25 protein-coding genes are annotated in these 26849 nt (G+C 67.5%); 9 read left to right on the forward strand and 16 right to left on the reverse strand.

The features are described 5' to 3' along the window. The first annotated feature begins 31 nt into the window (after positions 1–31). From QZ670_RS11225 to QZ670_RS11235, 3 genes are all read left to right on the forward strand, one after another. A complete protein-coding gene (locus QZ670_RS11225; protein ID WP_294255154.1) occupies positions 32–487 on the forward strand; it encodes a DUF2721 domain-containing protein in 456 nt (151 codons plus the stop codon). A 62-nt stretch (positions 488–549) separates the two neighbouring features. Next, a complete protein-coding gene (purE, locus tag QZ670_RS11230) occupies positions 550–1035 on the forward strand; it encodes a 5-(carboxyamino)imidazole ribonucleotide mutase (protein WP_294255157.1) in 486 nt (161 codons plus the stop codon). After that, a complete protein-coding gene (locus tag QZ670_RS11235) occupies positions 1032–2108 on the forward strand; it encodes a 5-(carboxyamino)imidazole ribonucleotide synthase (RefSeq protein WP_294255159.1) in 1077 nt (358 codons plus the stop codon). Before purE ends, QZ670_RS11235 begins: the two co-directional genes overlap by 4 nt. Before the next feature lie 90 nt (positions 2109–2198). Here the strand turns inward: QZ670_RS11235 and QZ670_RS11240 are convergent, their stop codons facing one another. The 6 genes from QZ670_RS11240 to ubiA form a co-directional block, all read right to left on the reverse strand. Then, a complete protein-coding gene (locus QZ670_RS11240; RefSeq protein ID WP_294255161.1) occupies positions 2199–2519 on the reverse strand; it encodes a hypothetical protein in 321 nt (106 codons plus the stop codon). 274 nt (positions 2520–2793) lie between these two features. Continuing rightward, positions 2794–3114: a hypothetical protein gene (locus QZ670_RS11245; RefSeq protein WP_116469591.1), complete on the reverse strand. Its 321-nt coding sequence runs from the start codon at positions 3112–3114 to the stop codon at positions 2794–2796. Positions 3115–3167: 53 nt separating this feature from the next. Beyond that, entirely contained in the window at positions 3168–5471 is a 2304-nt protein-coding gene (locus QZ670_RS11250; protein ID WP_294255164.1) for a glycosyltransferase, read from the reverse strand. Between the two features lie 206 nt (positions 5472–5677). Then, positions 5678–6451 (reverse strand): 3'(2'),5'-bisphosphate nucleotidase CysQ, encoded by a 774-nt coding sequence (locus tag QZ670_RS11255; RefSeq protein ID WP_294255166.1) that lies wholly within the window; start codon positions 6449–6451, stop codon positions 5678–5680. Then, a complete protein-coding gene (locus QZ670_RS11260) occupies positions 6444–7790 on the reverse strand; it encodes a metallopeptidase TldD-related protein (protein ID WP_294255167.1) in 1347 nt (448 codons plus the stop codon). Before QZ670_RS11260 ends, QZ670_RS11255 begins: the two co-directional genes overlap by 8 nt. A gap of 31 nt (positions 7791–7821) precedes the next feature. Further along, positions 7822–8754 carry a 4-hydroxybenzoate octaprenyltransferase gene (gene ubiA / locus QZ670_RS11265; RefSeq protein WP_294255172.1) on the reverse strand — a complete coding sequence of 311 codons (933 nt, stop codon included), beginning with the start codon at positions 8752–8754 and terminating at the stop codon, positions 7822–7824. 114 nt (positions 8755–8868) lie between these two features. Between ubiA and QZ670_RS11270 the strand changes: the two genes are divergently transcribed. Beyond that, positions 8869–9600 carry an EF-hand domain-containing protein gene (locus tag QZ670_RS11270; protein ID WP_294255173.1) on the forward strand — a complete coding sequence of 244 codons (732 nt, stop codon included), beginning with the start codon at positions 8869–8871 and terminating at the stop codon, positions 9598–9600. A 158-nt stretch (positions 9601–9758) separates the two neighbouring features. Here the strand turns inward: QZ670_RS11270 and QZ670_RS11275 are convergent, their stop codons facing one another. From QZ670_RS11275 to QZ670_RS11315, 9 genes are all read right to left on the reverse strand, one after another. Next, positions 9759–10325, reverse strand: a complete 567-nt coding sequence (locus QZ670_RS11275) for a carboxymuconolactone decarboxylase family protein (protein WP_294255176.1) — start codon at positions 10323–10325, stop codon at positions 9759–9761. Positions 10326–10493: 168 nt separating this feature from the next. Then, entirely contained in the window at positions 10494–10910 is a 417-nt protein-coding gene (locus tag QZ670_RS11280; RefSeq protein ID WP_294255178.1) for a hypothetical protein, read from the reverse strand. 72 nt (positions 10911–10982) lie between these two features. Next, positions 10983–11606, reverse strand: a complete 624-nt coding sequence (locus QZ670_RS11285; RefSeq protein WP_294255183.1) for a MarC family protein — start codon at positions 11604–11606, stop codon at positions 10983–10985. Next, on the reverse strand, positions 11603–12478 hold the full coding sequence (gene folD, locus QZ670_RS11290) for a bifunctional methylenetetrahydrofolate dehydrogenase/methenyltetrahydrofolate cyclohydrolase FolD (RefSeq protein WP_294255185.1): 876 nt from the start codon (positions 12476–12478) through the stop codon (positions 11603–11605). Before folD ends, QZ670_RS11285 begins: the two co-directional genes overlap by 4 nt. Beyond that, positions 12468–12776 carry a DUF167 domain-containing protein gene (locus QZ670_RS11295; RefSeq protein ID WP_294255187.1) on the reverse strand — a complete coding sequence of 103 codons (309 nt, stop codon included), beginning with the start codon at positions 12774–12776 and terminating at the stop codon, positions 12468–12470. Before QZ670_RS11295 ends, folD begins: the two co-directional genes overlap by 11 nt. A 3-nt stretch (positions 12777–12779) precedes the next feature. Further along, a complete protein-coding gene (locus QZ670_RS11300) occupies positions 12780–13076 on the reverse strand; it encodes a YggT family protein (protein ID WP_294255222.1) in 297 nt (98 codons plus the stop codon). Between the two features lie 75 nt (positions 13077–13151). After that, positions 13152–14051, reverse strand: a complete 900-nt coding sequence (gene argB, locus QZ670_RS11305) for an acetylglutamate kinase (RefSeq protein WP_121073451.1) — start codon at positions 14049–14051, stop codon at positions 13152–13154. Between the two features lie 20 nt (positions 14052–14071). Then, positions 14072–14719 (reverse strand): queuosine precursor transporter, encoded by a 648-nt coding sequence (locus QZ670_RS11310; protein ID WP_294255195.1) that lies wholly within the window; start codon positions 14717–14719, stop codon positions 14072–14074. A gap of 131 nt (positions 14720–14850) precedes the next feature. Beyond that, positions 14851–15696 (reverse strand): hypothetical protein, encoded by an 846-nt coding sequence (locus tag QZ670_RS11315; RefSeq protein WP_294255198.1) that lies wholly within the window; start codon positions 15694–15696, stop codon positions 14851–14853. Positions 15697–16060: 364 nt separating this feature from the next. Between QZ670_RS11315 and QZ670_RS11320 the strand changes: the two genes are divergently transcribed. The 5 genes from QZ670_RS11320 (at position 16061) to QZ670_RS11340 (ending at position 25193) form a co-directional block, all read left to right on the forward strand. Beyond that, positions 16061–18895, forward strand: a complete 2835-nt coding sequence (locus tag QZ670_RS11320) for a pitrilysin family protein (protein ID WP_294255201.1) — start codon at positions 16061–16063, stop codon at positions 18893–18895. Between the two features lie 23 nt (positions 18896–18918). Then, positions 18919–19218, forward strand: a complete 300-nt coding sequence (locus QZ670_RS11325) for a hypothetical protein (protein ID WP_294255203.1) — start codon at positions 18919–18921, stop codon at positions 19216–19218. Between the two features lie 255 nt (positions 19219–19473). Then, a complete protein-coding gene (locus QZ670_RS11330; protein ID WP_294255206.1) occupies positions 19474–22266 on the forward strand; it encodes a TonB-dependent receptor in 2793 nt (930 codons plus the stop codon). Beyond that, positions 22266–23300: a phytase gene (locus QZ670_RS11335; RefSeq protein WP_294255209.1), complete on the forward strand. Its 1035-nt coding sequence runs from the start codon at positions 22266–22268 to the stop codon at positions 23298–23300. The genes QZ670_RS11330 and QZ670_RS11335 overlap by 1 nt, the downstream gene beginning before the upstream one ends. A 48-nt stretch (positions 23301–23348) precedes the next feature. Beyond that, complete coding sequence (locus QZ670_RS11340; RefSeq protein ID WP_294255210.1) at positions 23349–25193, forward strand: prolyl oligopeptidase family serine peptidase; 1845 nt, start codon at positions 23349–23351, stop codon at positions 25191–25193. Here the strand turns inward: QZ670_RS11340 and QZ670_RS11345 are convergent. After that, positions 25087–26849 (reverse strand): S9 family peptidase (locus tag QZ670_RS11345; RefSeq protein ID WP_294255212.1); only part of this gene is annotated, 1763 nt, incomplete at its 5' end. The genes QZ670_RS11340 and QZ670_RS11345 overlap by 107 nt on opposite strands.

Below are 26849 nucleotides of genomic sequence, written 5' to 3' on the forward strand. Positions count from 1 at the left end.
GCGCGCACCACCGCTTGCATAAGGAGCATGCATGCAAGGCTTCTACCTCTCCACCGTCTCGGAAACGATCCAGGCTGCGATCGCGCCGGTGTTCCTGCTCGCCGGCATCGGCGCGTTCCTGAACACCATGGTCGGCCGCCTCGCCCGCATCGTCGATCGCGCGCGGGTGATCGAGGAGCTCCATCCCCGCTCCAGCGGCCCCGAGCATGACCGCCACGTCTGGGAGCTGCGCATCATCGATCGCCGCATCTCGGTGATCAACAACGCGATCTTCCTGTGCACCGCCAGCGCGCTCGCCATCTGCTTCGTCGTCGCGATCATGTTCATTTCGCGCCTGGCCAACCTGCATGTCGGCATCTGGATCGCGGTGGCCTTCATCGTCTCGATGCTGCTGCTGATCGCGGGGCTGCTCTATTTCCTCGTCGAGGTGCGGATGTCGCTCAAGGCGATCCATGTCCGCGAGGAACTGCTCGAACTCGACCGGTGACCCATTGCCCTGGGGCCGCACCCTGACTAACACCCCGCTTCCATTCCACGGTCGGGCAGGCAATGGCGGACGCACCTCTTATCGGCATCATCATGGGCAGCACCTCCGATTGGGAGACGATGCGCCATGCGGCCGACATCCTTACCGAACTGGGCGTGCCGCACGAGACCAAGGTCGTCTCCGCGCATCGAACCCCGCAGCGGCTCTATGACTACGCCACCAGCGCCGCCGATCGCGGGCTCAAGGTGATCATCGCCGGTGCCGGCGGCGCGGCGCACCTCCCCGGCATGGCGGCGGCCATGACGCACCTGCCGGTGCTGGGCGTGCCGGTGGAATCCAAGACGATGAAGGGGCTCGATAGCCTCTATTCGATCGTCCAGATGCCGGGCGGCATTCCCGTGGGCACGCTGGCGATCGGCAAGGCCGGCGCCAAGAACGCCGCGCTGCTCGGCGCCGCGATCCTCGCCACGGCAGACGCAGCGCTCACCGAGCGGCTGGTCGCCTGGCGCACCGCCCAGACCGAAAGCGTCGCGGAGGAACCGGCATGAGCGAGGTGCTTCCCCCCGGCTCGACCATCGGCATCCTCGGCGGCGGCCAGCTCGGCCGGATGATCGCGGTCGCGGCGGCCAACCTCGGCTATCGCACCCATGTCCTCGCCCCCGACGAGGAGAGCATCGCCGCGCAGACCGCCTCCAGCTTCACCCGCGCCGACTATCACAGCCATATCGTGCTCGACGAACTGGCGAGCCACGCCGACGTGATCACCTACGAGTTCGAGAATGTCGCGCTCGCCCCCGTCGCGCACCTCGCCGCCAAGGTGCCGGTGCGCCCCGGCGCCAAGAGCCTGGAGATCGCGCAGGACCGCGCCAACGAGAAATCGTTCGTGGCGGACCTCGGCGGCCGCACCGCGCCCTGGGCGCTGGTCACCACCCGCGACGAGCTGCACGACGCGATCGCGAAGATCGGCGCGCCGTCGATCCTGAAGACGCTGCGGCTCGGCTATGACGGCAAGGGCCAGGTGCGCCTGCACGATGCGTCCGAGGCGGATGCCGCCTGGGCGGCGATCGGCGAGCGGCCGGCGATCCTCGAAGGCTTCGTCACCTTCAGCCACGAATTCTCGATCATCACCGTGCGCGGGCTCGACGGCACGCTGGCCAGCTATCCGCCGCCCTGGAACGAGCACAAGGACGGCATCCTCGCCCGCTCCACCCTGCCCGCCCCGACCGCAATCGCCCGCCACTGGACCGAGGCGGCAGCGCTCTCCGGCCGCGTCGCCGAGGCGCTGGGCCATATCGGCGTGCTGACCTGCGAGTTCTTCGCGACCGAGGACGGCCCGGTGTTCAACGAAATGGCGCCGCGCGTCCACAATAGCGGCCACTGGACGATCGAAGGTGCCGAGACCTCGCAGTTCGAGAACCATGTCCGCGCGATCTGCGGCCTGCCGCTCGGCTCGACCGCGCTGACCGGCACCCATGTGGAAATGGAAAACCTGATCGGCGACGAGGCCGACCGCTGGCCCGAACTCCTCGCCGAGCCGGGCACCCATCTCCACCTCTACGGCAAGGGCCAGGCCCGGCCGGGGCGCAAGATGGGGCATGTCACAAGGGTGAAGCGGGGCTAGGAACTTTGGAGAGCATTGTTCCGGAATACACGCCACCGGCTGTGACGTGTAAGGCCCATGCGGTGTAGTTCTTGTTTGCTTGTCACGCCATTATGCAGCCCAAAGCTTTTCCGGGGCATCGATCGGCGTGACGGTGTATCCGTTTTCTTCGCTTCTGCTTTTCGGCAAGTGCCTCTCGACCTCTGAACGACAGTAAAACTTGTCGGAGCCGTCGTCGAATGCGCACAGGCCAGAAGCTTCCATCAATTCGAAGATGATGGCTTTGATGGTGTCGTTGTAGAAGGGCCGCTCGGCAGAAATGCACCCTATGAAGCCGGGCCGCGTCTCTTCCGCAAAAATCTCAAAGCCCTCGCCTTCGTACACACCTTGGGTCCCTTCGTAAAAGCACACGCCCGGCGCCGGAAAATCCACTCCGTGGCGCTTCAGGACGCGGAAACCGCGCTGAATTCGATATCGCACTCAGCACCGTTGATGTATTTCACGAGATAGAGACTGACACCCACGACATCTCACTCCAAGTTCGAGCGGATAGCGTGGCGTGGAAGTGTGAATCTTTTCGAAACCGGAAGGCTCACGTCAGGACGGTCAACCTGTGGGCGGCGACCGCAAACCGACCGCGTTACGCGGGTGAGGTGGGGCTAGCCCTCCGTCACCCGCGCGCGCGCCATGGCGGGGCAGGTGCCGCTCAATTGCCCTCCGAATCCACGACGAACACCTCGGGCTTGCCCCGCGACAGGGGATCCCAGCCGGCCGAGAGTGCGGAGCGGACGCAGCGCGCGATCGTCGCGTCGTCCAGCTGAAGACGCCCGCGCGGCAGTCCCTTGAGCAGCCGCTTGGGCGCCGGGAATTCCAGCCACGCCTCGCGCTTGGCATCGCGCTGGGCGACCGCGATGGTCATCCCCTTCCAGCCCTCGTCGTCCGACAGATGGGGCTCGCGCTGCAGACGCCAGTCATAGGTCACGCCATCCAGATCGATGGCACCGCTGGTGCTAAGGGATTTCGACATTGGGCGCCCCTAGCACGGGAACCGCGCCGACGCACGCGCTCGGGTCCGCCGTCCTACTGCGCCAGCCCCGCCACCACCGGCAGCGCCGACGCGAAGATCGTCGGCAGGCCGTTGTGGATGTAGATCCACTTCGCATAATCGAGGAAGATGTCGGTGCGATAGGCCGTCACGTCGTTGCCGAAGGTGAACAGCACATAGTCGCTGCCCAGCCGCCCGGTCAGGGCATCGCTCTCGGCGGTATCCATGCACTGGATCTCGAAGTGAATCACCGCCGGGCGGCAGCCATGGTCGAGCACATCGTCGATGATCGCCTTGTCCATGCCCTCGGCATCGATCACCAGGATCTCGGGCGTGCGGCCTTCCGCCTGCGCCGCCAGCGCGTCGAAGCCGGTCACCGGCACGGTGACGCGTTCGATGCAGGTCTGGATGCGGCGCGTCGTCTCCGCATCGATGGTCAGCCCCCCGATCGCGTTCTTGTCGTCATAGACCGACGAAATGCCGAGCACCCAGCGCGGCAGGCCCGCCGCCGCCGCCTTGTCCGGGTTGATCGCGTTGAGCACCAGCGGCTTGCCGTCGCTGCTATAGGCCTGTTGCAGCAGCACGGCGTTGCGGTTGTTGGCATAGCCGCGCTCAAGCATGCCGAACATGTACGGGTTGGGCTCGAGCAGCAGCGCGGGCGGATCGTAATTGACCATCGCCGAGCGCAGCGGATCGACGAGGACGCCGTCCGCCGCGCCGATCTGCCACACCATGCGATCGCGGTCCTGCGCGAGCAGCCAGTGGACGATCTTGTCAAATGCGAAGACCGGGCGATCCGCCGGCGCCACCGCCAGGCTGCTGCTGAGGAACTGCGCCGCCTCGGCGGCCATCCTGCGCGAATCGGCCATCACGGTGAGCACGAGCCGGAGGTCCGTGGCCCATTTGTCGTCGAAGCCCTCCAGGATGCCGGCGGCGTCGACCAGGTCGCCCTTGGCGAGCAGATCGAGCGCCTTGCCCTTCTTCTGCTCGGGCGGCAGCCAGGCGCCGCCCCATACATGGATGCCCAGCGTCTGGCCGAGGTCCTTGCGGCGGATCGAGGATAGGGGGGCGTCGTACAGATAGGGGTAGAAGCTTGCCGGCGGCAGCCGACGATGCGCATGCTTCGCCAGGTAGCGGCCGAACAGCCAGGGGCCGGTCGTCACGTTGGGGCGCGATTCATCCGGTTCCGCCGCGCAGATATGTTCGATCAGGTCGCGGAAGATCGGATGCCCCGCCGGCGCGCCGATGAAGCCGATCGAGCAATATTCGGTGGCATCCGTCTCGTTGCATACGGTGAGTTCGCGGCGCAGCGCCTCCGGCTCGAAATGCGCATAGGGCATGATGTCGCAATCGAGATAGATGCCGCCATGCGTGTAGAGGATCTCGTAGCGCGCGAGATCGGCACGCGAGACGTGGCTGGTGAAGCGATCGAGCGCCCGCCGCGACAGCGTCAGCTGATCGAGATCGCGATCGGTCCAGGTGCGGAATGCGCAGTCCGGGAATTGCCGCTGCCAGGCCTGCCAATAGGCTTCGTACGCCGCCGGGATCGGCCGGGTGCCGAACCAGATCCGGTGGAACATGGTCGGCGCGCCCGGCGCACTCGCGGCGACGGGCGCGGGCTGCGGGCGCACGGCGACGACAGGCGCCGGTTGCTGGTCATCGGCCGGGGTCGGGGCGGGTGCCGGAGCAGCCTTCGGGCCCGTCACCACCTGCTGGTGCAATTCGTCATAGATGCCGAGCGTGCTGCCCCACATCTGCTCGGCATAGACAGGCCCCGGGCCTTCATATTTCACGCCGGAGAAATGCTCGGGGATGAAATAGTGGCTCGGGTAGATGCGCAGGCCGTGATAGCGATATTGGCGATAGGAGTCGGTCAGCCGCTTCGGGCCGACGCTTTCCCACGCCATCCGGTCGACCACCGTCGGTTCCTGATAGATGTCGCCGATGATCTGCGCGACGAACGGGTTTTTGGGGCTCGCGGCGAAATAGCCCGCGGCGATCAGCCCGGGCCGCGTCATTTCATTCTCCCAGCAGGCGAAGGCCTCGCAGTCGAGCAGATGGTCGTCGAGCGGCCGCACGCACACGCTGTCCGCATCGACGACGAAGCCGCCATGCTCGTACACGATCTCCCACCGCATCATGTCGGCGACACCGTTCAGCTCGCGCTCGGACATCTCGCTCATGTGGCGCCCATTGATCCAGCCGCGCTGCTGGAGGGACTCGTTGCCCCAGATCCTGATCTCCCAGCCGGGATTGCGGGCGCGCCAGGTGTCGATGCAATTGTCCGGCCGCTTGGTTTCGTCTCCCACCCAGATGAAGTGCAGAATCTTGGGTATCATGCAGCAGTCCTTCGATCCGATGGGCAGTGTTCGCCCAACCCCCGGCAGCGCGGGCGCACGCAGGCAGCGGCCGCACACGTCCGGAAGCATGGAATATCTCTAGGTCTTATAGACGCGGGGCGCCCGGAAGGTCGGCCGGGTGAAGACTTGATTCAGCATGAATGCTAACCGCCCGCATCGACGCACAGCGATGGTCGGCCGTTACGCTATCGCTGTCCGGGGTCCACCCGACCGGCCAGCCGCGCCACGGCGGCGGCGTGGATACCCTGCGTCGTCGCGAGCACGCCATACGCCTCGCCCGCGGGGGTGTTGAAGCCGAGCGGCTGGCCGAGCGCGTCAGTCACCGCAGCACCCGCCTCCCGGGCGATCAGCACCGCCGCTGCGATATCCCATTCGTGGCCCCAGCGCAGCGTCGCGACCAGATCCGCCTCGCCCGCCGCGACCATCGCGATGCGCAGCGCGATCGAATTGGGCTTGGGCACCGCCACCAGGTCGCGGTCGACCTTGGGGAGCTGGTCCGCCGGTACCCGCGCGCCGGGCAGCTCGGCACGCTCGGCGGCCTGCAGCGCCACGCCGTTGCGCCAGGCCCCCACCCCGGCCCGTGCCGTCCACACCTCGCCGCGGGCGGGGGCATCGAGCACGCCGATCACCGGCTGGCCATGCTCCACCAGCGCGATCGAGACCGCCCAACCCGGGCGCCCGCGCAGATAATCGCGGGTGCCGTCGATCGGATCGACCACCCACAGCCGGGACAGCGCCAGCCGATCGGCATTGTCCACCGTCTCCTCGGAGAGCCACCCGGCATCGGGGAGCAGCGCGCCGAGCCGTTCACGCAGCAGTGCATCCACCTCCAGGTCGACCGCGCAGACCGGGTTGCCCGGCGCCTTTTCCCAGCGCGCGAAATCGCTCTGCCAGCGCGCCATCGCGTGTCGGCCCGCCTCGGCGGCGATGGCCGCGATCTCGGCGGCGAGCTCAGGCACCGGCGATCGTCATCCCGTCGATGCGGACCGTCGGCGCGTTGATGCCATAGCGGAACTCGAGGTCGTTGGCAGGCGTCAGCGCGAGGAACATGTCCTTGAGGTTGCTTGCGATCGTCACTTCGGACACCGGCACGGTCAGTTCGCCCTTCTCGATCAGGAAGCCCGCGGCACCCCGGCTATAGTCGCCGGTCACACCGTTGACGCCCTGGCCGATCAGCTCGAACACATAGAGGCCATAGTCGATCTCGCCGATCAGCGTTTCGGCGGGGACATGGCCCGCTTCCATATAGAGGTTGCTCGGCGACACCCCCGGCGCCCCGCCGCCGCCGCGCGTCGCATGGCCGGTCGGCTCGAGCCCAAGCTGGCGGGCGGCGGCGCTTTCGAGCAACCAGGTCTCCAGCATCCCCTCGCGCACGATCTGCATCCGGCTGACCGGCAGCCCCTCGCCGTCGAACGCGCGCGAGCGGATGCCGCGCGGGCGGTGCGGGTCGTCCCAGATCGTCACGCCCGGCGCGAAGATCTGGGTGCCCAGCGCATCGAGCAGGAAGCTGGTCTTGCGCGTGATCGCCGCGCCCGAGATCGCCCCCATCAGATGGCCGAGCAGCCCCGAGGAGACGCGGCGATCGAACACCACCGGCATCGCGCCGCTGGCGATCTTGCGCGGGTTCAGTCGCGCCACCGCCCGCTCGCCGGCGAGCCGCCCGATCACCTCGGGCGAGTCCAGCTGCGTCGCATGGCGGGCGGAGTGGTGCGCGTAATCGCGCTCCATCGCCCCTTCGCTGCCGGCAAGCACGCTGGCGGAGATGCCGTGGCTCGACTGCGCATAGGCGCCGTGGAAGCCGTGGCTGGTGACGAGCGCGAGCTGCACCCGGCTTGCGCCCGCGCCCGCGCCTTCGCTGTTGGTGACGCCCTCTACAGCGCGCGCGGCTTCCTCGGCGGCGAGCGCGCGGGCCTTGAGCGCGGCGGGCTCCACCTCGGCGCCGTCGTCCAGGTCGAGGTTCGGCGGTGCCCCGTGCATCAGCCGCTCCTCGGGGGCGAGGCCCGCCCACGCATCCTCGGGCGCCTCGCGCGCCATCGCGACGACGCGCTCGACCAGCGTCGCGATCGCGTCGCTGCTCAGGTCGCTGGTCGAGACGCTGGCCGAGCGCTTGCCGACGAACACGCGCAGGTCGAGCTCCTCGGCCTCGGAGCGCTCGACATCCTCCAGCGCCCCCATCCGGACGGAAACGGAAAGCGAGCGGTCGGCGGAGAAGACGGCGTCGGCGGCGTCGGCACCGGCACGGCGGGCACGCGCCACCGCATCGGCGGCGCGCTCCAGGGCCTGATCGTTGTTCAGCATCCCCGCGACTTAAGGTCGCGGGGCAACAAAATCAAAGTCCGGACATCCCCACTACCGCGCAGGCGGCAAGCATCAGGAACCCGGCATCGCGATTGGCGCGGAAGCGGCGCAGCGCATTTGCGCCCTCGGCGGGCTTGAGCGTCGCCAGCTGCCAGACGAAATGCACCGCCACCGGCAGCAGCGCGAGCAGCGCCAGCGGGTCGGGCCGCACCGCCCACAGCGCCGCCCCCCACAGCGCCACCGCGCCGAGATAGAGCAGCCCGACGCCGCCGCGGACATGCGCGCCCATCCGCCGCGCCGAGGAACGCACGCCGACGATCGCATCGTCCTCCACGTCCTGCAGCGCATAAATCGTGTCATAGCCGATCACCCACAGGATCGTGCCGCCATAGAGCCACCACTGCGCCCCCTGCCGGCTGGCGAACGCTGCCCCGGGGTCGCCCGCGACGAACCCCACCACCGCGCCCGATCCGAACACGATGCCGAGAAACGCCTGCGGCCACCAGGTGATCCGCTTCATGAACGGATAGGCGGCGACCACCGGCAGCGTCGCCAGCGACCAGAGCCTGGCGGGGGTGGGCATCGCCAGCCACACCCCGAAGCCGATCGCGAGTAGCACCGCCAGCCAGGTCCAGGCCGCACGCACTGGGACCGCGCCGCTCGGCAGCGGGCGGCTGCGGGTGCGCTCCACCTGCGCGTCGAGGTCGCGGTCGACGATGTCGTTGTAGACGCAGCCCGCCCCGCGCATCGCGATCGCGCCGAGCAGCATCGCGCCGATCCGCCACCACGCGCCGTCGGGCATCCCCGAGAGCACCGCCCCCCAGGCGCAGGGCAGGAACAGCAGCCACCAGCCGATCGGCCGGTCCAGCCGGGCGAGCAGCGCATAGGGTCGCCAGCCGCGCGGCAGCAGGCCGATAAGGCCGCGATGTTCGGTATCGGGGGTGATGGGGGTGGCGCCGGTCATGCGCCGCCTGCTGCCACAAGCGCGGCCCTGCGCCCAAGCCGAAATTTGCGGGCACATTTTTGCGACAATCGCTAGCTAGCGGGACGAATCGATTTTCGGGTGGAGGGTTCAGAGATGCGGATGCTGGGTTTGGCAGGACTGTTGCTGGTGCTGGCGAGCGGTGCGCAGGCGCAGGACGGAACGCCGCCGCCGGGCGGACCGGGGGGCCCCGGGGGTCCGCGTCCGCGCGGCCTGTTCGTCAGCCCGATGGGCGAGCCGTTCCGCGGGACGGTGGACGGCAAGGCGCCGCAGGATGCCTGGTTCGACGGCGCCGATGCCGATCATGACGGCGCGCTGACGCTCGACGAGTTCCGCGACGATGCGATGCGCTGGTTCAAGATCCTCGACCGCAAGGGCGACGGCGAGATCGACCCCGCCGACATCGAGCATTACGAGACCGTCCTCGCCCCCGAGGCGCGCGGCGGCGGCTTCGAGACCGGCGGCCCGACCATGGGCGACAATGGCGAGGTGAAGGCCGCCGATATCGGCTCGACGCGGGTGCTGAGCGGCCTCGCCCGCTTCAACTATCTCGGCAGCCCGGAACCGGTAACGGCGGCGGATTCGAGCCTCAACGGCGGCGTCAGCGCGATCGAGTTCACGAGCGCCGCCAAGCGCCGCTTCGACCTGCTCGACACGAATCACGACGGCAAGCTGACCAAGGCCGAACTGCCCGAGCTCCGCACCGGCGGGTTGAAGCGCCGCGGCGGTCGCGGCGGCGAGGGCGGCGGCCGGCGCGGCGGGGGTCACCGCGGCGGTTATATGGGCGGTTCGATGGGCGGCAGCATGGGCGGCGGCATGGGCGGCTAAACCCACGCACCCTCACCCTCCCCACCGCCTGCGGCGGCGGGTCCCCTCCCTCTCCCGCAGGCGGGAGAGGGCCCAATTCCCTCTCCCGCCTGCGGGAGAGGGAGGGAGGCGCGAAGCGCCGGAAGGGTGAGGGTGACTGAGGGTAGCGGAGGGCCCCCCTACTCCCGCTCGGGCACCGGCACGTTGAACCCGTTGAGCGTCACCGACACCAGGCTGTACAGCCCCACCAGATAGATCAGCTCGTTCGCGCCGTGCTGGCCGAAGGTCTTCACCGCCAGCCGGTAGCACGGTTCGGGCAGCACCCCGCCCTTGACCAGCGCATAGGCGACGTCGAACGCGACATTCTCCTGCTCGTCCAGATCGCCCGGCTTGAGCCCCGCGCAGATCGCCGAGATCCGCGCCGGGGACATCTTCTCCGTCTCGGCCACCGCGACGTGCGCGTAGATCTCGTACGCCGCATCGAAATGCGCGCCGGTGACGAGGATCGCCACCTGCCGCGCCGGATCGGGCAGCGTCGCTTCCATCGACATCGCCTTGGTAAGTTCCCAGATCGCGCCGCCGATCCGGGGCTCGTGCAGCCACGGATTCCACGGCCCCATCAGGCTGCCGTCCTCGCCCACCGCGACGAAGGCGTTGAAGTTCGAGGAAATGCCGCGCTTCATGTCTTCGTACAGCGGCTTCTGGTCGTCGGAGAGCTGATCGGGCTTCAGGAGAGGCAGGCGCATGGTCGTGCAGTCCTTCGCTGGACGCGGCAAAGATGCCGCGCTGCACAAATGCTACAGCACGCGGTTGGCTCCGGCGATCCTGCGCGGGGATAGAATGTGGTCTTGGACGCATACACCGGCGCCTGCAGACGAGCGCGGCAAGCGGCTGAAGTTGGTGGGAAGCGGACATTAAGTATCTAAGCGTAATGCTTTTTCATCACCTTCCCAAAAGCGGTCGAGCTTTAGCCACCAGCGTTTGCTTTCGGGGCCAAGCCAAGGCCCGACGGTTGTTGGGCGCCTGCCGGTCCCGCCCGATTGATTCTGCAGCGATTCAAGAAGGCCTATGCTCGCCGCTTCACTGACATAGGCATCACCTTCCGTATGCCAGCGTTCAACGACAGCAAAGATGCGGTCGAAACCCTCTGTGTCCCTGTCTTTCAAGCGCTTCAGCAGGTGCTCGGCGAGAGAACTTAGCGCCAAATAAAGGGGGAGGTCCGGTTCATCACTCCAGTCTGCCAAAAATTCATCCCACCGTGGCTGGAAAGATGGGTCCGCAGCCAGCAGCGGTTCAAACATGGTCTCACGTTGGATCATGGGGACAGCCATGGAAGTACGTTCCGCTGATCAGATTAATGTCCGCAACTCGGCGCAAGCCGACGCGAGTCTAAGGCCCCCGCCCTACCCCGCCGCCAGCGCCGCGCGGATGCCGTCGATCACGAACTGCACCGCCAGCGCCGCGAGCAGCACGCCAAGCAGCCGCGACACCACCGCCTCGATCCGCGCCCCCACGATCCGCATGATCGGCCCCGCCGCGAGCAGCGCCAGCACGCACAGCAGCAGCACCGCCAGCATCGCCGCCAGCACGACCAGCGACTGCTCGATCCCCTTGCTCTGCGCCATCAGCAGCATCACCGAGGCGATCGAGCCCGGCCCGGCGATCATCGGCATCGCCATCGGAAAGATCGAGATGTCGACCGGATCCTCGGCCTTCACCTTCTCGGCGCGGTCCTCGCGGCGCTCGGTGCGCTTCTCGAACACCATTTCGAGCGCGATCAGGAACAGCATGATGCCGCCGGCGATGCGGAAGGCGTTGAGGCTGATCCCCAGCGCATGGAGCAGCGCCTCGCCGAACAGCGCGAAGCCGAGCAGGATGATCGAGGCGACCATCACCGCGCGCACCGCCATCGCACGGCGATGCACCGCATTGGTCCCCGCCGTCAGCCCTGCGAAGATCGGCGCGCAGCCGGGCGGGTCGATGATGACGAAGAAGGTGACGAAGGAGGAGACGAACAGCTCGATCAAATCGCGTCTGCCTCGAGCGGAACCCCCGCATTGCGGTGCGCGGCGACCAACGTGTTGCGCAGCAGGCAGGCGATGGTCATCGGGCCGACGCCGCCCGGCACCGGGGTGATAGCGCCCGCGACGCTCGCCGCGCCGTCGAAGTCGACATCGCCGACCAGACCGTCGTCGGTGCGGTTGATGCCGACGTCGATCACCGTGGCGCCGGGCTTGAGCCACTCGCCCTTGACGAAGTGCGGGATGCCGACAGCGGCAACGACGATGTCGGCATGGCGGAGATAATGCGGCAGGTTGCGGGTGCGCGAATGCGCCACGGTCACCGTCGCGCTCGCCTTGGTGAGCAGCGCCGCCATCGGCCTGCCGACGATGTTCGACCGGCCGATCACCACCGCGTCGAGGCCGGACAGGCTGCCTAGCTTGTCCTGCAGCAGCATCAGGCAGCCGAGCGGCGTGCAGGGCACGAAGCCCTCCAGCCCGGTGGCGAGGCGGCCGGCGTTGACCGGGTGGAAGCCGTCGACATCCTTATCGGGCGAGATGCGCAGCAGCACTTCCTGCTCGTCGATATGCTTGGGCAGGGGCAACTGAACGAGGATGCCGTCCACCGACGCATCGGCATTGAGCTGGTCGACAAGCGCCAGCAGCGCTTCTTGCGTCGTATCAGCGGGTAGGCGATGCTCGAAGCTCGCCATGCCGGCCTCGCGCGTCTGCTTGCCCTTGGAGCGGACATAGACGGCGGAAGCGGGGTCCTCGCCCACGAGCACCACGGCGAGGCCGGGCACGCGCCCCGCCGCCGCTTCGAATACAGGAACCAGGGTCGCGATGCGGGCGCGCAGGCCCGCGGCAAATGCCTTGCCGTCGATGATCTCAGCCGTCATGCCCCTCGCCATAGAGGCTGCGGGCGATTTGTTCCAGCGCCGCACCGTCTCCGGCGATCGAAAGTCGCTTGAGCCGCGATGTCTCCCCCGCGATCAGCGTCACGTCGCGCTTGGGAACGCCGAAGGTCTTGGCGACCAGCGGCACCAGCGCGGCATTGGCGGCACCCTCGACCGGCGGCGCGGCGAGGCGGGCGGCGAAATGGTCGTCGGTCCCCGCCGCCAGCACGTCGCGCGACGCCCGGGGCGTCACGCGCACGGCAATCTCGAGTCCCGTGGCGCTAGGCCGCCAGGCCGGCACGGCTCAGAACGCGGCGCCGGCGATCATGATCGCGATCCGCGGGATCACGATGTTCTGCAGGATGTAGAGAATCAGCAGCACGACCAGCGGCGACAGGTCCAGCGCACCGAAATCGGGCAGGATGCGCCGGAAGGGGCGGTAGAGCGGCTCGGTGATCCGATGCAGCGCGTTCCACACCGCGCGGACGAAATCGCTGTGCGTGTTGATCACGTTGAACTGGATCAGCCACGACAGGATCGCCTGGATCACGATGATCCACCAGACGATGTTGAGCAGCACCTGCAGGATCTGCAGCAGCATCAGGCCAATCTGGGTCAATTCACTCTCCGCGACACCGTTTCAGGTGCGATATAGGATGAAACGCGCGCCGAACAATCAGGCGTGAACGAGCGTACCCACGCCCTGGCGGGTAAAGATCTCGAGCAGCATGCCATGCGGGATGCGCCCGTCGAGGATCACCGCCGCGTCGACGCCTGCCGCGACCGCGTTCACGCAGGTCTCCACCTTGGGGATCATGCCGCCCGAAATCGTGCCGTCGTCCTTGAGCGCCTGCACCCGCGCCGCATCGAGATCGGTGAGCAGGTCGCCCGTCTTGCTGAGCACGCCGGGCACGTCGGTCAGCAGGAAGAAGCGCTTGGCGCCGCACGCCCCCGCGATCGCGCCCGCCATGGTATCGGCGTTGATGTTGTAGGTGTGCCCGTCCGCGCCCAGCGCGATCGGCGACACCACGGGGATGAAGCCCGAGGCCGCCAGCGACTGGAGGATGGAGATGTCCACCGCCACCGGCTCGCCGACAAAGCCGAGGTCGACATGCCGCTCGATGCCCTGCAGCGGATCGGCCTCGCTGCGCTGCACCTTTTCGGCGCGGACCAGGCCCGCATCCTTGCCCGAAATGCCCACCGCCTTGCCGCCGGCCGCCGCGATCCAGGCGACGATTTCCTTGTTGATCGATCCGGCCAGGACCATCTCGGCGATCTCGGCGGTCGCCTTGTCGGTGACGCGCAGGCCGCCGACAAAGGTCGATTCGACGCCCAGGCGCTTGAGCATCCGCCCGATCTGCGGGCCGCCACCATGGACGACGATCGGGTTGATCCCCACGGCCTTCAGTAACACCACGTCCTCGGCGAAGTCGCGCGCCAGCTCGGGGTCGCCCATGGCGTGGCCGCCATATTTCACGACGAAGGTGGCGCCGGCATAGCGCTGCAGATAGGGCAGCGCCTCGGTGAGGGTCTCGGCCTTGGCGAGCAGCGCCGGATGGGGTGCGTGGTCGGTCATGCGCGGCCCTTTAGAACCGCTCAGGCTCTACGTCCATCGAGAGCGCGTCCCAGCGCCACCGCGCCGGTGATAAGGAACGGCACGAGGGCGATCGACAGCACCACCTTGGTGAGCATCTGCCCGGCCATCAGCTCCAGGATCGGCCGCTCGCCGAGGAAGGAGATGCTGATGAACAGCACGGTATCGACGATCTGCGAGACGACGCTGGCGATCATGCCGCGGAACCAGACGAGCCCGCCCGGCCCCTCGCGCCCGCGCAGCTTGTTGAAGATGAACACGTTGAGCGTCTGCGACGTGCCGTAGGAGATGAACCCGGCGAGCATCATCCGCATCCCCTGCCCCACCACGATCGGGAAGGCGGCGACCGCGGGCGGGTACATGCCGGGATCGGTCGGCAGGATCAGCACCAGCTGGATCAGCGCGGCGGACATCAGCAGCGGCACGAAGCCCAGCCGCACCAGCCCGGTGGCGATCGCCTGGCCGTGCAGCTCGGCGACCGCGCTCGACAGCACAACGAGCAGCAGGAAGGCGAAGATCCCCGCCTCCACCGCAAGCGGCCCGAGCGCGACCTGCTTCACCCCCAGCACGCCCGCCATGCAGACCATGCCGCCATAGAGGATGGCGTAGACGAACAGCGAACGGGGGATGGCGAGCTTCTGGGTATCCATCGCCGGGTGCTAGCGCCAAAGGCGGCGCGGTGGAAGATGGCGTGAGCGGGACGGGGTTTCCCGGCGGACGCCAGGTCGCGCACCGCATGCACCCCGCCATCCGCTACAGCACGCGATGGCGCGCGCCGTGCTCAGCCGTGGAAGAGCGCGAAGTCCCGCGCGTAAAGCTGCTCGACGCGACGGACCGTGACATCCGACATCTGAATCGGCTCGACGCTCGAGCGATTGAGTCGCGGCAGCGCCTCGATCCCGAGCCATCGATTGAGATCGTCTGGCATTCGCCCACCCTCCATCCGGAAGAGGCGGTCGACGATGAGGTCGCCTTGGGCGTCAAACACGAAGTCGGCCTGGGATTGAAGGGTAGTGATCGTCGTCAGCAGCTTGGGGTGCCGGTGAAGGTGCTCGACGAACTGATCGAACGTATCGGCGCCGCGCAACCGGAACATGTCATAGCGACTGACGGCGATGACATCGGTACCGCCATATTTGATGAACCGGTAGGCGGATTTAAGCCGCTCTAGCGGCTCGCGCAGCACGGCGAAGCTGGGAACGCCCGCGATTTCGGTACCATATATCTCCCGCCAGAAGCTTGCCGTCGCATGCGGAAGGTTGCGCCCATACAGATTGGCGCAGATCGACGTCCCGCCGGTCTTGGGTATGTGGATGAACAGCCGACCCGCGGCGAGGACGGGCGGCACCATCGCACCGCGGAACGCGCGGCGCCACACCGGGCGCGTCAGGCGAGAAGCCGCCATCGCTGCGCCCAGATGGACGATGCCGTGGCGAAGCGTATCCTTTGCAAGCAGGACATGCTCGGGCAGGAACCGCCAATCCACCAGATAGGGCTTGTACTTGGCCGGAATGTCGACCGGGGGCAGCACTGGCGCCGCCGGCGTCCAGTCGTCGCTGGCCGATGAAGGAACATCAGCGACGCCGAACTGCTGGTACGAGTCGTTCCTCAGGTGCGGCTTCAACATTCAATTCCTAACGCAGTACAAAAAGTTACACGCTTGCAGGCTCGATTGCCAAGACCTTTCGCGCAACACCCTGGGAGGAAACCGGCACCGCCCCAACAAACAAAGTTAAGTTTACCCCATGTAGATTTGGTTAACGCCCCCGATAGCGCATGTTCGTCTCGCCCGTCTTACGTTTGAGAAACACGGCTGCAACCAAGGCGGATCCGCGCGAAAACAGTTCATCTGATCTAGTGGGCGGCCGGCCCTGGAACAGGACGCGACATACCCGCCGCGGGGCACCGATCTGGTAGTCATCCGCCGCTTGCCGCCCCGGCGCGCGCAGCTATGGTGTCGCCCGCAACCATCCCCGGGGGATTTCGCTTCGATGCCGTCAATGCGCCTGCTCTGCACCACTGCCCTGATCGCGCTCGCCGCGCCTGCCCTGTCCGCCTTGGCCCAGCAAGCGCCCGCCGCCACCGCACCCGCGCCGCTTGCCACGCTCGTCGACCAGGTGAAGCTGCCCTACGAACAATTCACGCTCGAGAACGGCCTGCGCGTGATCGTGCATACCGATCGCAAGGCGCCCGTCGTCGCGCTGTCGGTCTGGTACGATGTCGGCTCCAAGCACGAGCCCGCAGGCAAAACGGGGTTCGCGCATCTGTTCGAGCATCTGATGTTCAACGGCTCGCAGAACGCGCCCGGCGATTTCTTCGAGCCGCTCAAGCAGGTCGGCGCCACCGATCTCAACGGCACCACCTATTACGACCGCACCAATTATTTCGAGACGGTGCCCAAGCCCGCGCTCGCCCGCGCGCTGTTCCTCGAAAGCGACCGGATGGGCTGGCTCACCCCCGCCATCACCCAGGGCGTGCTCGACGAACAGCGCGGCGTCGTCCAGAACGAGAAGCGCCAGGGCGACAACCAGCCCTATGGCCTGGTCGAATATGCGCTCGCCGAAGGGCTTTTCGGCGACGGACCCTATGGCCATTCGGTGATCGGTTCGATGGCCGATCTCGACAAGGCGAGCGTCGCCGACGTCAAGGGCTGGTTCCACGACCATTATGGCCCGAACAACGCGGTGCTCGCGCTCGCCGGCGACATCGACGCCGCCGAGGCGCGGCCGCTGGTCGAGAAATATTTCGGCAGGATCGCGCGGGGACCGAAGAGCGAATTGCCCAAGGTCACCATCCCCACCCTGCCCGCCGCCAAGACGGTGGTGCTCAAGGACCGCGTGCCCGCCATCCAGATCACCCGCAACTGGGCGATTCCCGGGCTCAACGATCCCGATGCCGCAGCACTCGACGTGTTCGGCCAGGTGCTCGGCGGCCTCGCCAGTTCGCGGCTCGCCAATGCGCTGGTCCGCGAGGAGAAGCTGGCGGTGGGCGCCTATGCCTATGCCGAGACCTTCTCGCAGGCGGGCACCTTCACCATCGGCGTCACGCTGCAGCCCGGCGTCGACCCGGCCAAGGTCGACAAGCGGATCGACGCGATCCTCGCCGATCTGATCGCCAAGGGCCCGACCGCCGACGAGGTCCAGCGCGTCGCCACCACCAATGTCGCCGGCACGATCAAGGGCCTGCAGTCCACCCGCGCCCAGGCCGCCACGCTGGCGGAGGGGCTGCTCTATTCGAACGACCCGGGCTTCTTCCGCAAGCGGCTGGAAGAAATCGCGCGGATGACCCCGGCCAAGGCGCAGGCCGCCGCCGCCAAATGGCTCACCCGCCCGGCCTTCACCATCCGCGTCGAGCCCGGCGAGCGCGAGGCCTATCAGGAGGCGGCCGCGGTCGCTCCCGCCAAGCCGGCCGCCGAGGAAGCGATTCCCAAGGGCGATCGCGGCGCGATGCCCGATGTCGGCGCGATCCGCGACATCCGCTTCCCCACGGTCGCGCGCACCCGGCTCGCGAACGGCATCGAGCTGATCTACGCACAGCAGACCGCAGTGCCGGTGACGCGCATGGTGCTGAGCTTCGATGCCGGCGCCACCGCCGATCCCGACGGCAAGCCCGGCACCCAGAACCTCACCCTCTCGCTGATGGACGAGGGCACGACCAGCCGCAATTCCATCGCGATCGCCGAGGCCAAGGAGCGGCTGGGCGCCGAAATCGACGGCGGCAGCTCGGCCGACCGCACCTATCTCAGCCTCGGCGTGCCGAGCGCCAATCTGGGCGGGGGCGTCGAGCTGTTCGCCGACATCGTCCGCCATCCGGCATTTGCGCCGGCGGAGGTCGAGCGGCTGCGCGCCACCACGCTCACCGCGATCCAGTTCGAGCTGAGCAGCCCGAGCGGGCTCGCCAATCGTGCGCTGCCGGGGCTGCTCTACGGCCCGGCCAGCCCGTACGCCAAGCTTGCCAACGGCTCGGGCGATCCGGCGGTGGTAGCGAAGCTGTCGCGCGACGAACTGATCGCCTTCCATCGCGCCTGGATCCGGCCGGACAAGGCGAAGCTGTTCGTGGTCAGCGACCTGCCGCTGGCGCAGGTGAAGGCGGCGCTCGACGCGCGCTTCGGCGACTGGAAGGGCGAAGGCGCCGCGGGCGTGAAGGCGTTCACCGCCAAGCCGCAACCGGCCTCTCCGCGCATCCTGCTGGTCGACCGGCCCAATTCGCCCCAGTCCCTGATCGTCGCCGGTCAGATGACCCCGCTGGATCCGACCAGCGACCTGCTCGTCGCCCTCACCGCCAACCAGGTGCTGGGCGGCGGCTTCCTCTCGCGGATCAACATGGACCTGCGCGAGGCGCGGCACTGGTCGTACGGCGCCGGCGGCGGGTTCAACTGGCTGGAGCACGCGGTGCCCTATGCGGTGAACGCGCCGGTCCAGGCGGACCGCACGGGGGACTCGATCAAGGCGATCCGCGACGACGTCCGCAGCTTCCTGACCACCAGCGGCGTCACCCCGGCCGAGCTCGCCCGCGAGATCACCGGCAGCACCCGCGAGCTGGCCGGGCGATTCGAAACCGCCAACGCCGTGCTCGGCGCGATGCAGCAGAACGACATCCGCCACCGCCCGGACGATTATTACGACGGCATCGCGCAAAAATATCGCAGCATGACCGCCGCCCAGCTTGACGCTGCGGCACGCGGGGCACTCGATGCCGATCGCTTCGTTTGGGTGGTGGTGGGCGACGCCGCCAAGGTCCGCCCGCAGCTTGACAGCCTCGGCCTGCCTGTCGAGGTGATCAGCGCGAGTTCTCTGGCGGGGAAGGCCCCGCCGGCAACCAAGTAACCAGGCAAGTAGGAGAGATCCAAATGGCGAATGTGGATGGCAGCTGGAACACCGTGACCAAGTCGCCGCTGGGCGACCAGCAGGCGACGCTCACCGTCACCAGCAACGGTGACAGCTTCACCGGCAGCTTCAACGGCGCGATGGGCCAGACCGAGATCAAGGACGGCAAGGTGAACGGCGACACGCTCAGCTGGTCGCTCGACATCTCGGTCCCGATGCCGATGACGCTGACCTGCGAGGCGACCGTCAATGGCGACAGCCTCGACGGCACCGTCACCGCGGGCGCCTTCGGCAGCTTCCCGATCACCGGCACGCGCGCCTGATCGCGTTCGGCAGCCCCTCTTGCTGAGAGGGGCTGCCGCTACCGCGCCGCCCGATCGGCGGTGCGGCGTTGCGAGGCGCCGATGGACGGCAGACGATGCCGCTCGCGCCCACAGCCTTCGGTTCCGAATGCGCCAGAACGCGCAGCGCGAATGTAAAGAACCGTTGCTGTCACGGAACTGTTGCAGAAGCGCAACCAAACTGACCCCATCGCAGCATAGCTGCCTCAGCAAACAAAGCTGATTCAGGGGGCTTCCATGACATCGAGTACCAAGGCGCTTCTCGCGTCCGGCGCGAGTGCGCTGGCCTGCATCCTCGCTACCGCCGCCGTGGCGCAGACCACCGACCAGCAGGCCCAGCCGGCGGTCGAGGGGCTCGGCGACATCGTCGTCACCGGGGCGCGGCCGATCGCAGAATCCGAGTCGATGGCACTGCGCATCCAGCGTGCCTCGGATTCGCTCGTCACCGTGGCCGCCGCCGACGGAGTCGGCCGCCTGCCCGACCAGAACATCGCCCAGGCCGCCAGCCGCCTGCCCGGCATCGCGGTCGAGCGTGACCAGGGCCAGGCGCGCTACATCTCGCTGCGCGGCTCGCCCAATTACTGGACCACGCTGTCGTTCGACGGCATCACCGTCGTTAGCCCCGAAGGGCGCGACGCCCGCTTCGATTCGATCCCCTCGGCGATCGCCTCGCAGATCGTCGTCTCCAAGGCCGTGACGCCGGACATGACCGGCGAGACCGTCGCCGGCAACGTCAACGTCATCACCCGCTCGGCATTCGATTATCGCGGCGCGCATTTCGCTGGCAAGGCGGGCTATGGCATCGCCGACCTCGGCAGCCGCAAGCAGTATGAAGTCTCGGCCGTCGCCTCGGATCGCTTCAAGGTCGGCGAAGGTGAACTCGGCGTGCTTGTGTCCGGCAGCTATTTTCAGCGCGGCATGATCACCGACAATTTCGAGACCGATTACGAGCGCGTCTCGCAGGACCAGCGCCCCGGCAACGCCACCCGCTTCTGGGCGCAGGAAGCCGAGAACAAGCTGTATCGCCTGACCCGCCGCAACTGGTCGGCCTCGGGCCGGGTGGACTACAAGCCCGACGACAGCAACACCATCTCGCTGCGTTCGATCTACACGATCTTCAAGGACGACGAGGCGCGCGACAATTATCGCTTCGACCTTGACGATCGCCAGAGCGACCTCGTCGCCAACACCGCCGAGTGCGATCGCAGCGTCAAACCGGCGCCGACCACCACCGGCTATGCGGACGTGTGCGTCGGCAACACGCCCCTGCGCGGCACGGTCTACGGCATCGATATCCGCCAGCGCTCAACCCTGCGCGCCTTTCGACAGTCGATCTTCACCAACAGCATCGTCGGCGAGCATGATTTCGCGCCGGGCTGGCACCTGTCCTGGGTGGGCAACTACACCGAATCCAAGGACGATCGCTCGGTCGTCGGCGAAATTGCGTGGGACAGCCCCAACACCCGCACGCTGCGCCCGACCGTCGACTATGACTTCAGCGATCCCAACCGCTCGCGCCTGCGGCTGTTCAACACGCTCCAGCTGAGCGGCCCGACCCGCTATGCCGCCGGCGCCCGAGTCACCGCGATCGACACGTTCACCAAGCCGGCTTCGTCGCTGACCGTGCTCGACGCGATCGACACGACCAAGGCCTATACCGGTCGGCTGGTTCTGGCGCGCGAGACGCGCTTCCTCGGCAGCGACGCGGTGTTCAAGGCGGGCTTCCAGTTCGACCAGCGCACCAAGGTCGCCGACGAGGAGCAGATCCTGGTCAACACCGCCGCCGGCCTCACCGCGATCGGCGTGCCGACCAGCTACGCCGATTTCTCGCTGAACGATCCGTTCGCGGGCAAGATCGCGATGGACTATACCTTCCGCTATTTCGACACGGACAAGATGCGCACCGTCGCCAATGCCGCGCGCAGCCAGTTCGCCTTCACGCCCAACACCGCCAACAACTATGATGTGCGCGAACGCATCTACGCCGGCTATGTGATGGGCACGCTGCGCTACGATTGGGGTTCCATCCTCGGCGGCGTGCGTGTCGAGCGGCTGGAGAATCGCGGCAACGCGGTCGCCACGCTCGGCGCGACCACCGGCCCCGTCACCGCGAGTTCGGACCAGACGATGGCGTTCCCGAGCCTGCACATCAACTACAATGTCGATGACACCAAGAAGCTGCGCCTGTCGTTCAACTCGGGTGCGGCGCGCGCCGATTACGACCAGCTCCGCCCGAACGTGGTGATCAACGATGCCAACCAGGTCATCTCGGGCGGCAACCCGGCGGTGAAGCCCGAGCGGGCGTACGGCATCGACGGCTATTTCGAATGGTATGTCCGTCCGCAGGGCTATCTGATGGCCGGCGTCTTCTACAAGAAGGTCGAGGACGTGCTGTATCGCCAGTCGCGCACCTTCGGCTCGAACGCGCTGGACAGCAACGGCATCGATCGTTCGGCCTACACCTTCACCGGCATCACCAATGGCGGCGACGGCCGCATTTTCGGCGCCGAGGCGGCGGCCCAGCTCCAGCTCGAACCGTGGACCGGGTCGCTCGGCCTGCCGGGCTGGATGGGCGGCTTCGGCATCTCGGCCAACGTCACGCTGAACGACAGTCAGGTCACCAAGCCTGCGCTCGGTGCCATCCCCGCGCGCAAGGTACGACTGCCCGGCACCTCGGACCTCGTCTACAATATCGGCGGCTATTACGAGAAATACGGCCTGTCGCTCCGCGTCCAGTACCAGCGGCGCAGCGACTGGCTCGATACGATCGCCGACGACCTGACCGATGGCGGCGACACCTATTGGGCCTCGGACGAGGAAATGGACATCTCGGTGCGCTATGCGATCACCAAGCGCTTCGAGATCTATGCCGATGCCCAGAACGTGCTGAACCAGCCGGGCCGCCGCTATTCGGATCCGGGCAACCTGCTCACCGCCACCGGCAGCCCGACGCCGCGCATCAAGGCGCAGACGATCGAGTGGGAGCGCTTCGGCGCCCGCTACGCCGCCGGCTTCCGGGTGACCTTCTGATGCCGCGCGCAGGCCTTTCTGCACTGGCGGTGCTGGTGCTGGCGGGTTGCGCCGGGACCGCGCGGCACCCCGCGCTCTCGCCGCTTCCCACTGCAACCGTGGTGGCGCGCGGCGAGACGCAGGCGGTCGGCACCGCCAATGCCGACGCCGCCGACGATCCCGCGATCTGGCGCAACCCGGCGGATCCCGCCGCCAGCCTGATCGTCGGCACCGACAAGCAGGCTGGGCTCTATGTCTACGACCTGGCCGGGCGCCAACGCGCGTTCCTCGATGCCGGCCGGGTCAACAATGTCGACCTGCGCGACATGGGCGCCCCCGGCATCATCGTCGCCGCGAGCGATCGCAACGATCCGCTCCATGCCAAGGTCTCGCTGTTCCACCTCGATCCGGCGACCGCGACGCTGTCCTGGTTCGGCACCTTCGGCGTGGGTACGGGCGAGGCCTATGGCGTGTGCCTGTACCGGGCGGGCGCGCGGCTCTATGCCTTCAACGTGCTCAAGGACGGCACGATCACTCAGCTCGACCTGAGCAGCGGCGCCGCGCCCCGGATCGTCCGGACGATGAAGCTCGCCACCCAGTCCGAAGGCTGCGTCGTCGACGATCGCACCCACCGGCTCTATGTGGCGGAGGAAGATGTCGGGCTCTGGCGCTTCGACGCGCGGCCCGAGGGCAGCACCCAGCCGACCCGCATCGCCGCCGCCGACGGCCGCCAGATCGTCGCCGATGCCGAAGGCGTCGCGATCGCCGCCGAGGGCCCCGACAATGGCGGCTATCTGCTCGTCTCGAGCCAGGGCGACAATGCCTATGCCGTCTACCGCCTCGCCGACGATGCCTATGTCGGCCGCTTCCGCGTCGCCGCGGGCACCTTGGGCAGCACCGAGCAGACCGACGGCATCGAGCTGATCGTGGGCGATTTCGGCCCGGCCTTTCCCGGCGGACTGTTCATAGCGCAGGATGGCATCAACCCGCCCTCGGCGCAGAACTTCAAGCTCGCGGCCTGGGCCGATATCAAGGCCGCGCTCGGCCTTCGTTGAAGCGAAGCCGGGGATTGCACCCGCGCCCCGGCTTCCTACAACGTCTGCATGACCGATTTTCCCACGCCGCCCGTCGCCGCGACCCGCCCGCACAGCGTCACCCATCACGGCATCACCATCGAAGACCCCTGGGCCTGGCTGCGCGACCCCGGCTACCCCGAGGTCACCGACAAGGACGTGCTCGCCTATCTCGAGGCCGAGAACGCCTATTTCGACGCGGTGATGGCGCCCCACAAGGCACTCTCCGAGACGCTGTTCCAGGAGATGCGCGGCCGCATCAAGGAAGACGAATCCACCGTCCCCCAGAAGGACGGCGACTGGCTCTACTGGACCGATTACGAGACCGGCGGCGAATATCCGCGCTGGTGGCGCAAGCCCGTCGCGGGCGGCCCCGACGAACTGATCCTCGATGAACCCGCGCTCGCCGCGGGGAAGGAATATTTCCGCGTCGGCGCGGTCAGCATCAGCGAGGACGGCACGCTGATGGCCTATTCGACCGACGACAACGGCTCCGAACGCTACACCATCCGCTTCAAGGACCTGGGCACCGGCACCGCCAAGGACGAGGCCATCCCCGGCGCCGCCGGCCGCTGGGGCAATGTCGCGATCGAGGGCTCGATCGGCAATCTCGTCTTCACCTCCGGCGGCGACGCGCTGCTCTACGGCCTCACCGACGAGCATTGGCGCACCCGCACGATCAAGCTCCACCGCCTCGGCACCGATCCGGCGGAGGACGTGGTGGTCTATCACGAGGAGGAGCTCGGCTTCTCGGTCGGCGTCGAGACGAGCAGCGACCGCAAGTGGATCCTGCTCACCACCAGCGACCATGAGACCAGCGAGATCCGCCTCCTCCCCGCGCACGATCCGCTCGCCGAGGCGATCCTCGTTGCCCCGCGCAAGACCGGCCGCGAGTATGATGTCGACACGCACGGCGACACGCTGTTCATCCACACCAACGATACCGACACCAACTGGCGCCTCGTCACCGCCCCGATCGCCGCGCCCGGCGAGTGGACCGAGCGCATCGCCCCCTCGCGCCATTTCTACATGACCGGGGTCGCCTGCTTCGCCGATTTCTTCATCGTCGAGGGCCGCGAGGACGGGCTCGATCAGATCGAGCTGCACCGCTACGACGCGAGCGTCCCCCCGACGCGCCTCGAGTTCCCCGAGGCGAGCTATGTCGCGGGCCTGGGCGACAATCCCGAATACGCCGTCACCAAGCTGCGGCTCGGCTATGAATCGATGGTCACCCCCGGCACCGTCCAGGATTACGACGTCGCGACGGGCGCGCTGGAGACGCTGAAGGTCCAGGAAATCCCCAGCGGCTATGACGGCACCAAATACCGCACCGAGCGCCTGACCATCACCGCGCGCGACGGCACCGCCGTCCCCGTCTCGATCGTCTACCCACACGACTTCCCGCGCGACGGCACCGGCAAGCTCTATCTCTATGCCTACGGCGCCTATGGCCACGCCATCCCGCCGGGCTTTTCGACCAGCCGCATGTCGTTCCTCGATCGCGGCATGGCCTTCGCCATCGCCCATATCCGCGGTGGCGACGATCTCGGCCAGCACTGGTATCACGAGGGCAAGCTGGAGAAGCGCACCAACACGTTCAACGATTTCGTCGACGTGGCCAAGGGGCTGATCGCGCTCGGCTATACCGCGCCGGGCAAGATCGCCATCGCCGGCCGATCGGCGGGCGGCGAGCTGATGGGCGCGGTGGTCAATTCGGACCCCGAGCTGTGGGGCGCGGTGATCGCCGACGTGCCGTTCGTCGACGTGCTCAACACGATGCTCGACGCCGATCTGCCGCCTTGTCCTCGATCGGATTGCCCCATTCGGGCCATTCGCCCGGCGTCAGCGGCAGATCGGCGTCGAGCATCGTGTTGAGCACATCGACGAACGGCACGTCGGCGATCACCGCGCCCCACAGATCGGGATCGGAATTGACGATCGCGCCCATCAGCTCGCCGCCCGCCGAGCGGCCCGCGGTGGCGATGCGGCCGGCGCTGGTCCACCCCTGCTCGATCAACCCCTTGGCGACGTCGACGAAGTCGTTGAACGTGTTGGTGCGCTTTTCGAGCTTGCCGTCGTGATACCATTGCTGGCCGAGGTCGTCGCCGCCGCGGATATGCGCGATGGCATAAGCGAAGCCGCGGTCGAGCAGGCTGAGGCGCCCGGTCGAAAAGCCCGGCGGGATCGCATAGCCGTAGGCGCCATAGGCGTAGAGGAACAGTGGCTGCGACCCGTCGCGCTCGAAACCCGCCGGATAGACGATCGATACGGGCACCTGCGTGCCGTCGCGGACCGTGATCTTCAACCGTTCGGTGCGATAGCCGGCGGCGTCATAGCCTGCGGGAATTTCCTGCACCTTCAGGACGGTCAGGCCGCCGGTCGCGACGTCATAGTCATAGACTGTGCCGGGCGTCACCATCGATTCATAGCCCAGCCGCAGCGTCGCGACGTCATATTCGGGATTGTCGCCGAGGCCCGCGGCATAGCTCGCCTCCGGGAAGGTGATCGGCTGGGGCACGGTCGGCGCGTCGTAGCGGTGGATGGCGATCTGATCGAGGCCGTCGCGGCGCCCTTCGACGACGAAGAAGTCCCGATAGCATTCGACCCCGGTCATGTAGAAATGCGGATCGGCCGGGATCAGCTCGTGCCAGTCGCCGGGCGCGTCGAGGCTGGCGGTACACAGCCGCCACATCGGATCGGTATCGTTGGTGTGGATGAAGAGCGTGCCGTCGTGCGCGTCGACGTCATATTCGCGGCCTTCCTGGCGGGGCGCGACCAGGATGGGCGTGGCGAAGGGGTCGTCGGCGGGCAGCAGCCGGACTTCGCTGGTGACGTGATCGCCGGTGCCGATGACGATCCACTGGCGATCGCTCGTCTCGGCGACGGCGACGCGATAGCCTTCGTCATCCTCGTGGAACAGCTCGACGTCGTCCGCGACGGGCGTGCCGAGCCGGTGGAAGCGCGCATTGTCGGTGCGCCACTGGTCGTTGGCGACGCCGTACAGGAAGCCCGTATCGTCGGCGGTCCAGACGATCTCGGACAGCATGCCGGGGATGACCTCGGGCAGATGCTGGCCGGTGGAAAGGTCCTTCACGCGCACCTCGAACCGCTCGGCGCCGCTGTCGTCGATCGCATAGGCGAGCAGCCGTCCGTTGTTGCTGATCGCGAAGGCGCCGAGGCGGAAATAGTCCTTGCCCTCGGCGAGGGCGGGCTCGTCGAGCAGCAGTTCGTCCGGCCCGCCCGCGACGGGCTTGCGCCACCATTTGCGATACTGGCCGCCGGTCTCGAAGGCGGTCCAGTAGAGCCAGTCGCCGTCCTTTTGCGGGACCGAGGATTCGTCCTCCTTGATGCGCGCCTTCATCTCTTCGTACAGCGTGTCGACCAGCGGCTGGTGCGGCGCCATGACGGCCTCGAAATAGGCGTTCTCGGCGTCGAGATAGGCGAGGACGTCGGGGTCGGTGACCTCGGGATACTTCGGGTCCTTCAGCCAGGCATAGGGGTCGTCGATCGTCACGCCATGCGTGGTGAAGC

This window comes from uncultured Sphingomonas sp., from assembly GCF_913774285.1.
In the GTDB taxonomy this organism is placed as follows: Bacteria; Pseudomonadota; Alphaproteobacteria; order Sphingomonadales; family Sphingomonadaceae; genus Sphingomonas.

Coding starts and splice junctions, on each gene's coding strand:
- QZ670_RS11315 (WP_294255198.1), bottom strand. CDS start 15,696: ATGTTGAAGCCGCACCTGAGGAACGACTCGTACCAGCAGTTCGGCGTC.
- QZ670_RS11325 (WP_294255203.1), top strand. CDS start 18,919: ATGGCGAATGTGGATGGCAGCTGGAACACCGTGACCAAGTCGCCGCTG.
- argB (WP_121073451.1), bottom strand. CDS start 14,051: ATGACCGACCACGCACCCCATCCGGCGCTGCTCGCCAAGGCCGAGACC.
- purE (WP_294255157.1), top strand. CDS start 550: ATGGCGGACGCACCTCTTATCGGCATCATCATGGGCAGCACCTCCGAT.
- QZ670_RS11235 (WP_294255159.1), top strand. CDS start 1,032: ATGAGCGAGGTGCTTCCCCCCGGCTCGACCATCGGCATCCTCGGCGGC.
- ubiA (WP_294255172.1), bottom strand. CDS start 8,754: ATGACCGGCGCCACCCCCATCACCCCCGATACCGAACATCGCGGCCTT.
- QZ670_RS11250 (WP_294255164.1), bottom strand. CDS start 5,471: ATGATACCCAAGATTCTGCACTTCATCTGGGTGGGAGACGAAACCAAG.
- QZ670_RS11225 (WP_294255154.1), top strand. CDS start 32: ATGCAAGGCTTCTACCTCTCCACCGTCTCGGAAACGATCCAGGCTGCG.
- QZ670_RS11320 (WP_294255201.1), top strand. CDS start 16,061: ATGCCGTCAATGCGCCTGCTCTGCACCACTGCCCTGATCGCGCTCGCC.
- folD (WP_294255185.1), bottom strand. CDS start 12,478: ATGACGGCTGAGATCATCGACGGCAAGGCATTTGCCGCGGGCCTGCGC.
- QZ670_RS11275 (WP_294255176.1), bottom strand. CDS start 10,325: ATGCGCCTGCCTCTCCTGAAGCCCGATCAGCTCTCCGACGACCAGAAG.
- QZ670_RS11280 (WP_294255178.1), bottom strand. CDS start 10,910: ATGGCTGTCCCCATGATCCAACGTGAGACCATGTTTGAACCGCTGCTG.
- QZ670_RS11300 (WP_294255222.1), bottom strand. CDS start 13,076: ATGCTGCTGCAGATCCTGCAGGTGCTGCTCAACATCGTCTGGTGGATC.
- QZ670_RS11330 (WP_294255206.1), top strand. CDS start 19,474: ATGACATCGAGTACCAAGGCGCTTCTCGCGTCCGGCGCGAGTGCGCTG.
- QZ670_RS11270 (WP_294255173.1), top strand. CDS start 8,869: ATGCGGATGCTGGGTTTGGCAGGACTGTTGCTGGTGCTGGCGAGCGGT.
- QZ670_RS11335 (WP_294255209.1), top strand. CDS start 22,266: ATGCCGCGCGCAGGCCTTTCTGCACTGGCGGTGCTGGTGCTGGCGGGT.
- QZ670_RS11245 (WP_116469591.1), bottom strand. CDS start 3,114: ATGTCGAAATCCCTTAGCACCAGCGGTGCCATCGATCTGGATGGCGTG.
- QZ670_RS11310 (WP_294255195.1), bottom strand. CDS start 14,719: ATGGATACCCAGAAGCTCGCCATCCCCCGTTCGCTGTTCGTCTACGCC.
- QZ670_RS11260 (WP_294255167.1), bottom strand. CDS start 7,790: ATGCTGAACAACGATCAGGCCCTGGAGCGCGCCGCCGATGCGGTGGCG.
- QZ670_RS11340 (WP_294255210.1), top strand. CDS start 23,349: ATGACCGATTTTCCCACGCCGCCCGTCGCCGCGACCCGCCCGCACAGC.